This window comes from Bacteroides stercoris ATCC 43183, from assembly GCF_025147325.1.
In the GTDB taxonomy this organism is placed as follows: domain Bacteria; phylum Bacteroidota; class Bacteroidia; order Bacteroidales; family Bacteroidaceae; genus Bacteroides; species Bacteroides stercoris.
The window spans coordinates 3311985-3326430 of record NZ_CP102262.1 but is presented as its reverse complement, the minus strand read 5'-3'; the positions used below and the strand labels follow the sequence as shown (position 1 = coordinate 3326430).

Below are 14446 nucleotides of genomic sequence, written 5' to 3'. Positions count from 1 at the left end.
TCAATATTTTATTGTTATACCTTGTTGTCCTTTATTCTTGTCATGCCGCCTCTCCGGCCATGATCAGTCTTCTTCTGGCGATGAACTTCCTGTTTGCCCGGACGGATTCCATCATCGCCTGCGCCCTGCGTGTCACCACCGAGGTCTTCTCGCCCATGTGCCTGGCTATGGTGCGGAATGAGCTTCCGGTCTCGTAGAACCGCAGCATGAATATCCTGTAATCCTCGTAGGAGAAATGCCGCCTGAGGAACTTCTGTATGTCCCTTACCAGCCTGTCGCATCCGGTCAGCATCTCTTCCCGTTCCTCTGTCTCTTCCGCGCAGTCCGTCTCGCCCAGTCTTGCGAAATACTCGTCTCCGGGACTGTCGTAACGGCTTTCATCCCTTGCGCCCGACTGTAGGATTCTCCGGTAGCATCCGAAGAAATAGGATTCCAACTCATCGATCCCGCCGCTTGCGAACATGACCTGTTTCCTGACTGCCAGATAGGCGTCATGGAATGCGTCCTCGTCGATTTTTCCATAGATGGAGAGTCTCTCCTTCAATCTCGCGTATGAACGGTCAAACCATCCGTTGAATTCTTTTACGTCTTTTGTTGCCATATCCTTTTTCCATTTATCTGTTAGACATCCGGCCCGTGGTGCGGGCACTCTTGTTTCTTTGTATGCCTTACAGCCGTTCTACCTCCGGAAAAGCGTCAAGGCTCGGCAGGAAAAAATACCGGAACGCAAAGCGCGAGGATGATTTTTTCCCCGCCGACCCGCAGGGCCCGGCCTTGCGCTCCGGTGGGGAACGGCTACCTTTGCTTCAAAGAAATGAGTGTGTCCTTTTCTGCTTTTTACCGCCTGCAATTATCCTCTTGCGGTGAAAAGGAATGTCTGACGGTGACACATGCCGTCCGGTTTGCGGACTGTTTCCGTTTTTTTGTTTCCTTCGCACAGGAAACGGTAGGAACAGCTTGATTCCGCCGTTTCGTTTTGCATGAAAAATCAATGTCAAACTTAAAATTACAGGAATATGGAAGTAGTGGTCATAGACAAGGCGACTTTCGAGAGGATGCTCTCGGGATTTGAGATTTTTGCGGAAAAAGTTGAACGGCTCTGCCGGGAACAGGAGGACTTGGGAGAAAAGGAGTGGCTTGACAGCGATGACGTGTGCAGGCTGCTTTGCATCAGTCCGAGAACCTTGCAGACGATGCGGGAGAACGGAACGCTGGCTTATACCAAAATAAGCCACAAGGTATATTACAGACCGGAGGATGTGAAGTCCATCTTTCCCGTGACGGAAATGAAACGGTGTATAACAGCCGGCAAGGAAAGAAAATGCAATGTAAGCAACAAACAAACCAACAAGCCAACCAACAAACCAACCAACAAACAGATATCTGACTTATGAATGACAATGGCAATATCCGGCTGCTGACACCGGAAAACGACATGCGCGTGAGAGCCTTCCTCTCGTCGCTGGAAGAACTATCGGAAAAGGTGGAGAAAATACGTGAAAACAACAAGCCGTCCCTGGACGGGGAACGCTATTATACCGACAAGGAACTGGCCGTCAGACTGAAGGTCAGCCGCAGGAGCCTTCAGGATTACCGAAACAACGGCATACTGCCCTATATCCAGATAGGCGGCAGAATCCTGTACAGGGCTTCCGACATAGAGCGTACGTTGATGGACGGGTACAAGGAGGCGTACCATCAGAATGGAAGAACCAGGTTTTAATATTACCCCATATTATGGGCATCCGCCAAGTTCAACTCTTCATTTCTGAATCCGCATCACAGGTTCACTAAATGATGCGGATTGGTTTTGTAATGCAATACAGATACACCCTTTATTGGGTATATAGTAATGTTACACCCTTTTTAGGGTATATTTCTTGGCTATGCCAAATTATATTCATACATTTACAGCCAAAACAATAGATAGTAATATGTTTGCAACCATCTCGGCAGATATAGTTTCATCCACTTCGTTATCCGTGGATGAAACTATCAGACTAAAGCAAAGGATAGAGGCCCTGTTTGCTTTGCTCAAAACAAAATACCCGGATTTTTACGGTCGTCAAATCAAAGGCGATTATATCGAGTGTGTGATGCAGAATGTATCCAATGCCCTTCGTATCGCTCTTGTTATCAAATCATGCATCAAGTCTTTCCCTATTACAGAAAACAAGAAGGCGAAGAGCTTTCAGACATATGGTATCAGGACGGCTATCGGTATTGGAAACATGCGTATAGTGGACACGGAACAGGGCATTTGGGATGGCGAGGCCATTTATATGTCGGGGCGTTCACTTGAGGGAATGAATGCCTTGAATAAAGGGACTTTGTCTGTATGTACAAGTAAAAGACAATTATCCTGCCCCTTACAGACGGTCGCATTGCTGACCGATGCCATCATGAATGACATGACCCTGCGCCAGAGCGAGGTCATTTATTACAAACTGCTTGGATTGAAGGAAACGGATATAGCCCGAAATCTGGGAATATCACAATCCGGTGTAAACAAGGCTTCATCGGCTACAAAATGGTATTGCATAGAGGAAGCCTTGAAGTATTTTGAACAGATAAATTTTAACGAATATGAATAGTTGGCTGTTTTTAAGTTTGCTGTTGGCCCACGTCATAGCCGATTTCTACCTGCAAAATGACAAATACTGCTCACAGAAAGAGGAAAAGAAATTCAGAAGCTACTTCCTGTATGTACATTCGCTTCTTGTAGCTGTAGTATCATGGGCTTTGGTTCCGGTCAGCGATTTCGGGTTTTATGCCTTGACCATTGCCCTGTCACATCTGGTCATTGACCTTGTCAAAGCCTATTGTCCCAAAGGATTGTGGAGTTTTGCTCTTGACCAGGCTGCACATCTGGCAATATTGGCTGCTGTGGCTACCGAGTTTGATATCACCACTGAATTGCCTGTACAATTTGTGGATTATACCGGGAACTTCTCCATGCCTTTATTCATACTGGCGGTACTGTTGTGCATCAAACCTGCCAATGTCCTGATCAAGCTGGTTTTGAAAAGATACCAAATCGGAGAAACACTATCCTGTGAGAATATCAAAAATGCCGGAGCATTGATAGGAAACCTGGAACGTATTCTCACAATAATATTTGTAATAATAGGCAGGTATGAAGCAATCGGTTTTATCATAGCCGCAAAATCCATATTGAGGTTCAAGGATACGGATACAGCAAAAACCGAGTATGTCCTTGCCGGAACATTTCTAAGTTTTGGAATCGCTTTGCTTTGCGGACTGATGGCAGCATAACAGGATGGAAGAGCTGCAAAAGAAATACGACACGCTTGTCGGGAAATATAATGCATTGCTTGCCGAGAACGAAGAGTTGAAATCAATTCTTCTTCAACACGGCATTGTCTATTCCGTATCGGAAATCTCTGATAAGGAGCCGATTTTTTCTCCTGTAATATTTTCTTCTGTCAATTTTACGCCTGATGAGAAAATAGCATTGTTCAGCAGTTTTTTCAAAGGAAGAACGGATGTTTTTGCACGAAGATGGTTCAGCAGGACAACGGGAAAGGGAGGCTATCAACCGGTCTGTACCAATGAATGGCAAAGAGGAGTCTGCGACAAGAAACGATACAAGTGCCCGGATTGCCCGAATCGCAACCTTGCTCCTCTGACAAGCCGGGAAATCTACCGCCATCTGGAGGGAAAAGATGAATACGGGTGTGATGTTATAGGTTTATATGCTGTCACCCCTGACAATAAATGCTCTTTTCTTTGCGCTGATTTTGATGACAAGAATTGTACTCACGGATATAAGGAAGATGTGCTGGCTTTCATTGCCGTTTGTAGGAATTGGGGAATTTCGTACAGTATCGAACGTTCACGCTCCGGTAACGGGGCGCATGTATGGATATTTTTCGAAGAGCCGGTTGCTGCCGGTAAAGCCAGGAAATTAGGCAATGCCATCCTTACTGAGGCCATGAAGCGCAACGGACATATTACCTTCAATTCATACGACCGTTTCTTCCCCAATCAGGACAGAATGCCTGAAGGCGGATTCGGAAATCTGATAGCCCTTCCATTGCAAGGCAGGGCACGGAAAATGGGAAACAGTGTCTTTGTGGATGAAAACTTCCTTCAGTTCAAAAACCAATGGGCTTATTTATACAATGCAAAAAAGCTTAACGAGCATGACTTGGACATGTTATTGGCCCGGCACAGACAGGAAGATTTCGGTTCGTTGGCAACTTCTTCAGAAACAAAGCCTTGGGTGCTTCCTGTATCTCAGGATGTCACGCAGAAAGATTTTAACGGAAAACTGAAAATTAAAAAATCGGACAGACTATACATCCCCCTAAACTCCATATCCGAAAAGGTGGCCAATCATCTCAAGCGTATAGCCGCATTCAAAAATCCGGAATTTTACAGCAAACAAGCGATGCGCATCTCTACCTATAACATTCCGCGTATTATTTGCCGTGCAGACTTTACGGATGATTACCTCGCCCTGCCCCGCGGTTGTGAGGATGCCGTAACAACTATGCTGGAATCTCTTGGAGTTGCTTATGAAATGATTGATGAAACCAATCACGGCAAGCCTGTTGCCGTTGCATTCAAGGGCAAGGAACGTGACGAGCAACTTGATGCCATCAATTCCTTAATGCCATACACGAACGGGGTATTGGCGGCAACGACCGCTTTTGGGAAAACAGTAACAGCAGCTGCTCTGATTGCCCGAAAAAAGGTAAGCGCACTCGTGCTGGTACATTCCAAAGCGCTGCTCCTGCAATGGCACGAACGCCTTACCGACTTTCTTGAGATAGAATTTGCCGAGCCTGCCACGTCAAGAAAACGTGGCAGGAAAAAAGTGTTTTCTCCCATAGGCTGCTTGGATTCAACCTCAAACACCTTGCATGGAGTCATTGACATCGCCCTTATGCAATCATGTTTTGAAAATGGCGAGGTAAGACCTTTTGTACGTGAATACGGGATGGTGATCGTGGATGAATGCCATCATGTTTCTTCCATAACGTTTGAGAATGTACTCAGACATATTACGGCACATCATGTCTATGGACTTACTGCCACACCTATCCGCAAGGACGGACTGCAACCCATTATCTTCATGCAGTGCGGACCAATCCGCTTTTCGGCAGATGCCAAGACCCAGATACAGAAGCAGTCATTCCAGCGTTATCTTGTTCCAAGATTCACATCCTATCGCTCTGTAACTGACAACAGGCAGTCGTTCGCCTTATTGTCACAATCGCTTGCTGAATCCGAGTTACGGAATACGCTCATCGTGGAGGATGTGTTAAATGCAGTAACGGCAGGAAGGACACCGATTATCCTGACCGGCAGGACATCGCATGTAAAGCTGCTTTCCGGAATGTTAAAACCGCATATCGCCAACGTCATTCAACTGACGGGAGAAGGAATAGCCAAAAGCAAGCGTGAAGTCCTGCAAGGATTGCATGACATTCCGCAAAATTCCCCTCTTGTAATAGTCGCTACCGGAAAATATGTAGGAGAAGGATTTGACTATCCCCGGCTTGATACGCTCTTTTTAGCCCTCCCCATATCATGGAAAGGGTTGGTTGCCCAGTATGCAGGCCGTCTGCACCGGGAGAACGAAGGAAAAGCCGATGTCCGTATCTATGATTATATCGATATACACGAACCTGTCTGTGAGAGCATGTATCGCAAGAGGCTCAAAGGCTATTCCGCCATCGGCTATCGGGTACTTTCCAAGGATTGTCAGACATTGTTTGATGCAACCGAAGGTTTACAGTCGTCTCCGCATGAAGAACAGATATTCAACGGTATAACATTCTGTCAACCGTTTATAAAAGAATTAAAAGCCTCAAGACAATCCATTGTGATATCTTCCCCTAAGCTCTATCATATGGAACGAAATAAATTTGTCAATATCTTGAAAGAACTCCAAAGAGACGGTATTGAAGTGGCCATTCTTACATTGACAGAAAACGGGCAGTCGGATTATCTCAGAAGACAGGGGCTGTTCGTAAAGATTGTACCTGAATTATCATTATGTTCATGTATTATGGACAAATCCTCCGTCTGGTATGGCAGTATCAATATCCTTGGCTATCCGACGGAAGAAGACAATATTATAAGAATTAAAGATATAAGACTTGCAGAAGAATTTTTGGATGTCATTTACAATAATGGCAATGGCAAGTAATACAAAAATGAAATCATAATGCAGCAGATATAAGGAGGACACCGGCTAAATGTATATTGTCAAATCACTTGTGATACATTATATTTCAGAATTTTAAGCATGAAAACAGCGAATGAAGACAGAAGCAGTTCAGCCGGACAAGGGCGGATATTGGCAGGTGGTCGAAAAAACGGATTGATTTTTTGGAGGGAGCGCAGTTTGCCGCCTGCCTTTTTCATTGTGTTTCAAAAAAACGCTCTCCTATAGAAAATCAGAACAATCAGAACAGCATACGGACCGGTAGTTTCCTACTGTCTGTATGCTGTTCCTTTTTTGTTGTATCGACTTTTCCGTCGGTCGCTTGTTTCCGCTGCCGTCAGCCTTCCCTGTACAGACGTGAAAGGGGAAAGGTTTTCGGGCTGAATACGCTTTGCCTGCAAAGGAAGATTCTGCCCGAAACGGCACGGCCGCCCGACCTTTTCACTTTCAATGAAGTCTGTACTAACTTCATGGACGGCGAGGAAGCAGGCGGCTGCGAAATGGTTATTGGCTGTCAGAGCCGGAATGTGTGCGGCTCTGGCTTCTCTTTTCCATCAGTCTGTCCATTTCCCTTGAAATTTTTTCCTCCGTTATCCTGGCATATCCCTGTGTGGTGGAAATATTGGAGTGTCCCATCATCTTGGCTATGCTCTCGATGGATACGCTCTCTGAAATGAGCAGGACCCCGAACCCGTGCCGGGCCTGATGGTACGAAAGGTCATCGTGCCTGCCCAGGATCACGCCGATTTCCCGTATCTCGTGCCAGATGGAATCCCGGCTCGGCAACGGGAACACGGGACTGTGCATGTCGGTGGTATTGTACAGGGCGAGTATCTGCTCGGCTATCGGGTGCAGGGGGATGAACGCTTCCACCCCGGTCTTCTTCCGGCTGATGCGGATGAACCGCCGCCCCTCCGCCGTCGTCCCGATATGACACGGATGGAGCTGCTTGATGTCGGCATAGGCAAGCCCGGTGAAATAGGAGAAGATGAATGCACGCCTGCCCAGTTCCGCACGTCCTTCATTCAGGGGCATGGCCAGTATCCTTTTCATCTCTTCACGGGTGACATACTTGTGCTTGGGCGCGGTTTTCTTCTCATATTCGACATTCTCCACCGGATTGGTGCGCAGGATCTCGTTGTCCACGGCAAGATACAAGAGGCGGTTCAGCCAGCAGAGGCAGCGGTTGGTCTGCGAGGTGCTGAAATTCTTGTTCCTGATAAGGAATGCCTTGTAGTTCCTGCCGAAGTCTTCCGTTATTTCTTCAAAGGCGATGTCCTTCTTCCCCAGTGAAGCAAGGTAGTCCGTCAGGTACTTCTGGAAATACTGTGATTGCCGGTAGGTGGAGGTGGAATTGATCTCCCTGCTCCGTATCCTGAGACGTTCACGCTCTATCTCGCCCATCCGGAGCAGGTGTGTCGGAACGACGAACTGCCTTGTCACCCGGTTCTTGATAATCTCCGCACTGACGACACCCTGCGTCCTCAGAATTTCCTCGTAAGTCTGTTCGATATACTTCCGGTACTCCTGCAGCCTGGCATTTTCCCTTACCGTGCGTATGGTCCCGGTTCGGGCGTTCCAGTCTTCCGGCTTGCAGCATATCCCGGTGGTGATGGCGGTGTTCCTGCCGTCTATGGTGATGCGGCACATGACCGCCGTGGTTCCGTCAGCCTTTATCTTGCCGCGGTTGATATAGAATAGTATGGAAAAGGTACTTCTCATGATTCTCATTGTTTATGGATTATAGAACAAGTTTCAAATCTCCGGTGGCTTCGATGAGCCTGTCCATGTCCTCGAAGAGCTTTTTCGGGGTGACGCGGGCATAGACCTGGGTCGTCTGTATGTTGCTATGCCCCAGCATGCTGCTGATGGTCTCTATCGGAACGCCCGCTTCAAGGGTGACGAGCGAGGCGAACGAGTGGCGTCCGACATGATAGCACAGGTTCTCCTTTATCCCTGCCAGTACGGCCAGCGCCTTCATGTGGTTTCTCATGCTCGGATAGTGGATCATCGGGAACAGCGTGTCCCTGCTGTCATCATGATATTTCTCTATCAGGGCGACGGCTTCCGGCAGCAGCTTCACGCTTGCGCGGAGCTCGTTCTTTTTACGGCGGTATTTCAGCCATAGCTTGCCGTCCTCGCCGGTGTACAGGTTTTCCCGGGTGACGGTCACGGCATCGCTGTAGGCGACCCCGGTATAGCAGGCGAAGAGGAACAGGTCCCTTGCCAGACGGTGGGTCGTGCGGTGCGGGGCTATCTCCACGTCACGGATTTTCTCGAAACTTTCACGGCTCAGTGCCTTGGGGGTCTTGACGGTCTGTTTCGGAAGGACATAGTGCTGGAACATGAACCGTTCGGAGTGTCCTTCCTGATAAGCCCTTTTGCACGTTTTCTTGAGAATTGCCAGGTAATGCCGTACGGTGTCCACGGCATACCCTTTCTCGTCAAGGATGAAATTCTCATAGTCGTGGATGAACTGTTCCGTAAGCTGCCCGAAGGCCAGGTCTTTCGTCTTGAATTTGGTTTCAATGAACTCGCGCATGGTACGGCAGGTAAAGTCGTATGCCGGATAGGTCCCTTTTGCCCGGTCTATCCCGATACGGCTCTTCACCTCATCCCTGAGGGCATCCAGCATTTTCATCAGGGTCATCTGCGTCTTCATGCTGCCCTGGAAGGCATCCTTGACGGAAGCGGCGTCAAAATCCCCCTTGCGTTCCAGAAGGGAATCGAAGGCGGCATTGATGTCAAGCAGCAGCTTGTCGATTTTCGCATTTATCTCCACCGCCTCCCTGCTCTTGCCGTTCAGCCGGCTTTCACGGGGATTCCACAGCCCGGGAGTGCAGGAGAGCTTGCAGCTGAACTGCGCCATCGTCCGGTTCACGGTGATGCGTCCCATTATCGGGGCTTTGCCCGACTTGTCCAGTCCGCTCTTTTTGAGGTAGAGCAAAACCTTGAATTTTTCTACTTTCATACGCTTATAACTTTAGTTGCAAAATTACCTGTTTTATAAGCGTTCTTCGGTATGCAAAACAATGACAATCAGTGTAATATATCGGTGTTTTTAATTATCCGATTTGCTTCGCGTTACCTCGTTCCCTTTCGGTAACTGACCGGCTAACGGTTTGGTAACTGAACATCTTCAATAATCCCCACTTTCCTGCTTTTTCCACAAGTGGAAGAATATAGAGAAATGATTAGTTTCCAATGGATTACGTTATCCTTTCTTCTCGTTTCCGGTGCTCTGTTTGCCTATCTTATTCCATACAGCCCGTCATACTTGTGCGACCCTGCTTGTGCATCAGGGCGTTCCGATTACCACCGTCCAAAAGCTACTTGGTCATACTTCCGTCAGAACTACGGAGGTGTATTCAGAGGTTCTTTCTAATACAATAATACGTGATTTGAAGGCTGTAAAAAGGAAGAAAAAAACACCTGATTTTAGCCGTGTGGTAGAATGTGGGTAGATTTTATAGGTTCTACTGATATTCTACTGCCATAGTTTGGCAACCCTTTCCTGGCAAGATATTCCCTACTCATAAATTTCTTGTTTACTTTCGCTGAAAAGTGATTGTAAATGAGTATATTTGTCATGTTTTATTGGTTAACGCCCATGAACGTGTCTTTAACAGGATGCGTTCGTGGGCTTTTTTTGTTTAATTAAAAAAGTTCGTAGATGAAAAAGAAACTGATTGTTTTGGCTGTTGTGGTGGCTGTGATTGTAGGTCTGCTGGCTTATTACCAGTATGTACCGTTTTGGGCAAGCATTGTGAGTACCGGTGCGTTTATTGCCGGCATTCTTCTCGGTTGGAATGCCAAAGAGTGGAGTGATAAACATGTAACGGGGCTGAAGGTATGATGGAGGAACTGAATGAACTGTTCAACATCACCGGCGGGATAGTTACTACTATCCTGCTTCCTCTTTTCGGTGTGTTCATGTTCTATGACAGCAAGAAGCGCAAGGCGGCTGCGGAAGCGAGAAAGGCGGAAGCTGATAATATCACCTCGTATGCTGCTGAATGGAAGGAACTGTACGAGAAAAAGGAACACAGGGTAATGGAACTTGATTCCAAAATAGACCAGCTTTATGCCGAGAAGAACGAAGACCGCCAGCGTATCCGCGAGCTGACCGAAAAGAACGCTACACTGGAGATAGAGAAGATAAAGCTGGAAGCAAGGCGGTGTGATGTCCGGGGATGTAGCGGGCGGAAGCCACCGAGCGATTATTAATTCGCGGGAAGGAAGGTGTTTCGCAACGGCTCCCTTCCCTTTTTAGCACAAACTTAAAGTTTAAACAAAGGCTTCTGCAAATGTAGTGTATGTTTATATTAAATCAAATGATGTATGAAGTATTTTACGATAAAAGAACTTTGCCGTTCGACAACTGCCGACCGCAAAGGAATTGACAACAGATGTGGCAGTGATATAGAAGCCAATCTGACTGCATTGGTGGATAACGTTCTTGACCCGCTACGCGAATGGTACGGCAAACCTATCGTTGTGAACAGCGGTTACCGTTGCCCGGCATTGAATAAGGCAGTTGGCGGTGCGACAACCAGCCAACACATGAGTGGACAGGCCGCGGACATTGATACCGGAGACAGGCAACAGAATAAGCTACTGTTCGAACATATCCGCAAGAACCTTCCTTTCGACCAGTTAATTGATGAGAGTAATTTTGCCTGGGTACATGTAAGTTATCGGGCGGACGGTAGAAACCGTAATCAGGTACTGAAGCTATGAAAAATCTACCCTGGCTATTAGTTGTATTGCTGGCAATCGCTTGTGTGGTAGCCTGGTTCCGTCCGCACGAGCCTTTGCCGGCAGAAATCCGTACCGAAACAAAGATACAGACGGTTGTCAAACTTGATACGGTTCTTATCTCCGCACCGATAGCGGTCTTTTGGCAGATATTGCCGAATGACACAGTACGTATAGGTGACACTTTGCTTCATCGCAAACGGGTTGTGTATGAAGATAGCCTGTATCGTGCGGTGGTGAGCGGATATGTAGACCCGCAGCTGGATAGTATGACTGTGTATCTGAGGACCGTTTATCAAGTGGAAACGAATGACGTCTATCATCCGGTCACCATCAAGTCGAAAAAGAAACGTTGGGGATTTGGGTTGCAGGCTGGGTATGGGTATCTGGGTGTGTTTTATGTTGGGGTTGGAGTGAGTTATGACTTGTGGCAGTGGTAAACGATTTATTTTTACGGTTTCACTTTCAATTTAACATTATGATGTAGTTTATATTATAGTATAAATATTTATACTATAATATAAAATGTTTGTTGTTGTAGTTGATGTTTCAATAAAACATCTTATATTTGCAACATCTTGATGCGTAAAATTTGCAAGTAAAGAGTAAACACGATTATGAATCCAATTTTAACTTATTTATTGAACCATGCTCCATGGTTAGCTGTTATATTGATAGTAATCATAGCTACGTGGATAATATCAAAATATCATACTAAACTGGAAACAACAAGAAAAGCAGTTGATGATTTGCCATGTGAAAAGCATAAAGATGATATAAGAAATTCCGACTTACGTTATAAAGAATTACAACGTATTGTTTCATCTACAAATGACATGGTTGTTGAGATAAATAAATGGTTAATGAAATTTGATAATGACATGATTGATAAATTGGCAAAGAAAGCGAGCCCTTTAAAAATGACACCACTTGGCAATGTCTTGTTTGTGAAATCTTCAGCTAAAAAAACAATAGATGATAATATTGATTTTTTAATGGAAGAGCTAGAGAAGATAAATCCAACGACAGCGTATGATGTAGAGGAAGAGGCTTTAGGATTTCTTCTTAGAAATATGGGGCATGAAATGTTTACTGATATCAAACAATTTATATATTATTCTCCTGATACAATAGAGTTATTAGACCCTGCTTCTAATACAAACAAAGCTGTAAAACTTTCTATGCAATCTATAGTTAAATTGATGAGCATTTATCTGAGAGATATCTATTTATCAAAACACTCTGATATACAATAATATTTTTATCTTGTCATTAGGTGATTTTATAGATTTCGTAAAAAGCTCTTGATAAGTAAAAGATATTTCGCCCCGACTTTCGTCGGGGCTTTTTTATTTACTTTTTATTTGATAATACCTCTTGGCTTTGTATTTTTGTAGATTAACTTTGATTTTATAATACTATGGATGAATTGCAAAACTATAAAACAGTGTTTGTTGTAGGTAACGGGTTTGATTTAAATCTTGGTCTGAAAACTTCTTATAAGGATTTTATGAAAAGCCATTGGTTTTCTGATATAAAGAACAATTTTTTGGTGGACTATCTTCGGAAGAAGCAATCTTTAAATTTATGGATTGATATTGAAAATGAGTTAAGTGTGTATTCACAAAGTACTTTTCTTCCAAGAATATATATAGAAGGTAAACCTAAAAAGGGTGATACATTGCGTGATGAATACAATGAATTGTGCTCTCATTTAAAGTCATATTTGATGGAGGTGACTAAAGAAGGGAACTATTTCTCAGCTATGGGCACTTATGTATTAGATCAAGCGTTTAAGTTATCCCCTGTATATATCCTTACATTTAATTATACCAATACAATTGAAAATATACTAAGTGATATTTCATATAATGAATCAGAATATATAATTAACCACGTACACGGTACATTAAAGAATGGCTTTGTATTTGGCGTAGAAGATAATGCCCAAGTAGATAAAAAGCATGTTTTTTTGTATAAATCTCATAGTCCTTATCAAAAAGTAAAGGGTTTACCTTATATTTTGGATAACGCAGAAAGAATAATATTTTTTGGATACTCTTTGGGGCAAACCGACCATTCTTATTTTGATGATTTTTTTAGACGACAAACTCAATTTGGGTGTAAAGAAAAAGAATTTATATTTTATCACTATGGACAAAACTCTTATGATGATATGAAGTGGCAAATTAAAATTTTGACAAATAATCAGCAAGCTAAATTTGGAGAATATAATAATATTAGTTTTATAGATATAAACAAAGAGAGATAGTTCAATTTTACTAATAGGAATGGTTGGTAGATTTAATATTATGACAGAACTCAAATATACGTATGCTCTTGATAAGAATGAAAAGTGTGTTGGTATTGAAAATGCTCAGAAAGGAATAGAATATCGATGTCCTCATTGTAAAGGAGAAATGGTTGTAAAAGAAGGTTCTGTTAAAGTAAAGCATTATGCTCATAAGATAAGACCGCAAAACTGTAGCTATGAAACTTATCTTCATGCTCTTGCTAAGAAAAGAATTGAAGAGTGGTTTAATTCAGATGGTGCATTAAATATCTCTTTTAAAACAAAAGATAGATGCTCTAATTTTGAACATTGTCTATGGAATCATGATGACTATACTTCTTCTTATTATTGTGAGAAAGAAACGAGCCAATCTTTTAACTTAAAGAATTATTACAATGTAATCACTCGAGAAAAAACATATAAGGGGTTTCGTGCAGATTTGCTTCTTACCAATTCGGAGAATAAATATGAACCTGTTTTCATCGAAATTTTAGTTTCACATCAGTGTGAGAAGGGGAAGTTAGGGTCTGGGATACGTATTATTGAGGTGGCTCTAAATTCAGAATATGAACTGAATACTATTATACAAAGTGGAATGATTTCCGAGAGCGAACGAGTGAATTTTTATAATTTTAAACGTAGATGTAGAATATCTGAAACTGAAGGTTTGATGCTTAATAAGTTCGTATTATTAGATTCTATGCAAGGGTTTTGTCCGAGTAATCGTAGCAATTGCAAAATATATACTCAGAGACATTCATCTGCTATATTTGAGATTACATTCGATTATTTGGCAAATCGTACTATATGGATAAACCCTTTTGTCTTTGGTTGGGCAATTGTATATAAGAATTACGAAAATGCAAAGAACTGTTTTTTATGTAAATATTATAAGGAAAATAGCTATACAAATCAAAGGCTATGTTGTCTATATAAAAAGAAAGGCATTGAAAAATATTGTAAATCTAATCAGGCTATAGGATGTAATGAATTCACAGTCGATGAAAACGTTATAAGTGAGAACTGCAATTATTTGTCTCATATTGTATATAATGTTTGGAAAAAAGGTATGGATAGTAGGGGGATAAATTATATAAAAGGAAACTTACTGAACTGTCTTTCCTTTTATGGCTCATATTTCAGTAAAAATTCAGACTTGTTTATGACGTGCTTTGGCTTCCATTAAAGCTTTTTGT

General features: G+C 43.6%; 16 protein-coding genes and 1 pseudogene. 13 read left to right on the top strand and 4 right to left on the bottom strand.

Annotated features, from left to right (window positions below):
• Positions 1–40: 40 nt before the first annotated feature.
• Positions 41–601: a hypothetical protein gene (locus tag NQ565_RS13880; RefSeq protein ID WP_040315395.1), complete on the bottom strand. Its 561-nt coding sequence runs from the start codon at positions 599–601 to the stop codon at positions 41–43.
• Between the two features lie 415 nt (positions 602–1016).
• Between NQ565_RS13880 and NQ565_RS13875 the strand changes: the two genes are divergently transcribed.
• The 5 genes from NQ565_RS13875 to NQ565_RS13855 all read left to right on the top strand — a co-directional run bounded on the left by NQ565_RS13875 (position 1017) and on the right by NQ565_RS13855 (position 6181).
• Entirely contained in the window at positions 1017–1394 is a 378-nt protein-coding gene (locus NQ565_RS13875; protein WP_005651883.1) for a helix-turn-helix domain-containing protein, read from the top strand.
• Entirely contained in the window at positions 1391–1723 is a 333-nt protein-coding gene (locus tag NQ565_RS13870; RefSeq protein ID WP_005651879.1) for a helix-turn-helix domain-containing protein, read from the top strand. The genes NQ565_RS13875 and NQ565_RS13870 overlap by 4 nt, the downstream gene beginning before the upstream one ends.
• Positions 1724–1934: 211 nt before the next feature.
• Positions 1935–2594 carry a hypothetical protein gene (locus NQ565_RS13865; RefSeq protein WP_040315393.1) on the top strand — a complete coding sequence of 220 codons (660 nt, stop codon included), beginning with the start codon at positions 1935–1937 and terminating at the stop codon, positions 2592–2594.
• On the top strand, positions 2587–3276 hold the full coding sequence (locus tag NQ565_RS13860; protein WP_005651874.1) for a DUF3307 domain-containing protein: 690 nt from the start codon (positions 2587–2589) through the stop codon (positions 3274–3276). Before NQ565_RS13865 ends, NQ565_RS13860 begins: the two co-directional genes overlap by 8 nt.
• Positions 3277–3280: 4 nt before the next feature.
• Complete coding sequence (locus tag NQ565_RS13855) at positions 3281–6181, top strand: TOTE conflict system archaeo-eukaryotic primase domain-containing protein (RefSeq protein ID WP_005651872.1); 2901 nt, start codon at positions 3281–3283, stop codon at positions 6179–6181.
• 355 nt (positions 6182–6536) lie between these two features.
• On the opposite strand, the gene NQ565_RS13850 is transcribed toward NQ565_RS13855, so the two are convergent.
• The 3 genes from NQ565_RS13850 to NQ565_RS13840 are packed head-to-tail and all read right to left on the bottom strand — an operon-like array spanning position 6537 to position 9170.
• Complete coding sequence (locus NQ565_RS13850; protein ID WP_259830149.1) at positions 6537–6671, bottom strand: hypothetical protein; 135 nt, start codon at positions 6669–6671, stop codon at positions 6537–6539.
• A gap of 32 nt (positions 6672–6703) precedes the next feature.
• On the bottom strand, positions 6704–7921 hold the full coding sequence (locus NQ565_RS13845) for a site-specific integrase (RefSeq protein ID WP_040315391.1): 1218 nt from the start codon (positions 7919–7921) through the stop codon (positions 6704–6706).
• A gap of 19 nt (positions 7922–7940) precedes the next feature.
• Positions 7941–9170, bottom strand: coding sequence for a site-specific integrase (locus NQ565_RS13840; RefSeq protein ID WP_005651866.1), 1230 nt, complete (start codon positions 9168–9170; stop codon positions 7941–7943).
• Between the two features lie 280 nt (positions 9171–9450).
• Here NQ565_RS13840 and NQ565_RS13835 point away from each other — a divergent pair.
• The 8 genes and pseudogenes from NQ565_RS13835 to NQ565_RS13800 all read left to right on the top strand — a co-directional run.
• Positions 9451–9663, top strand: a pseudogene (locus tag NQ565_RS13835) (tyrosine-type recombinase/integrase); the annotation flags it as partial.
• A 209-nt stretch (positions 9664–9872) separates the two neighbouring features.
• Entirely contained in the window at positions 9873–10055 is a 183-nt protein-coding gene (locus NQ565_RS13830) for a hypothetical protein (RefSeq protein WP_005651863.1), read from the top strand.
• Entirely contained in the window at positions 10052–10426 is a 375-nt protein-coding gene (locus NQ565_RS13825; RefSeq protein ID WP_005651862.1) for a hypothetical protein, read from the top strand. Before NQ565_RS13830 ends, NQ565_RS13825 begins: the two co-directional genes overlap by 4 nt.
• A 114-nt stretch (positions 10427–10540) precedes the next feature.
• Positions 10541–10939 (top strand): D-Ala-D-Ala carboxypeptidase family metallohydrolase, encoded by a 399-nt coding sequence (locus NQ565_RS13820; protein WP_005651860.1) that lies wholly within the window; start codon positions 10541–10543, stop codon positions 10937–10939.
• Positions 10936–11397, top strand: coding sequence for a DUF6808 domain-containing protein (locus NQ565_RS13815; RefSeq protein ID WP_005651859.1), 462 nt, complete (start codon positions 10936–10938; stop codon positions 11395–11397). Before NQ565_RS13820 ends, NQ565_RS13815 begins: the two co-directional genes overlap by 4 nt.
• Positions 11398–11574: 177 nt before the next feature.
• Positions 11575–12213, top strand: coding sequence for a hypothetical protein (locus tag NQ565_RS13810; RefSeq protein ID WP_005651857.1), 639 nt, complete (start codon positions 11575–11577; stop codon positions 12211–12213).
• A 164-nt stretch (positions 12214–12377) separates the two neighbouring features.
• Complete coding sequence (locus NQ565_RS13805) at positions 12378–13229, top strand: AbiH family protein (RefSeq protein ID WP_005651856.1); 852 nt, start codon at positions 12378–12380, stop codon at positions 13227–13229.
• Between the two features lie 40 nt (positions 13230–13269).
• Complete coding sequence (locus NQ565_RS13800) at positions 13270–14436, top strand: competence protein CoiA family protein (RefSeq protein ID WP_175456007.1); 1167 nt, start codon at positions 13270–13272, stop codon at positions 14434–14436.
• Positions 14437–14446: the final 10 nt, after the last annotated feature.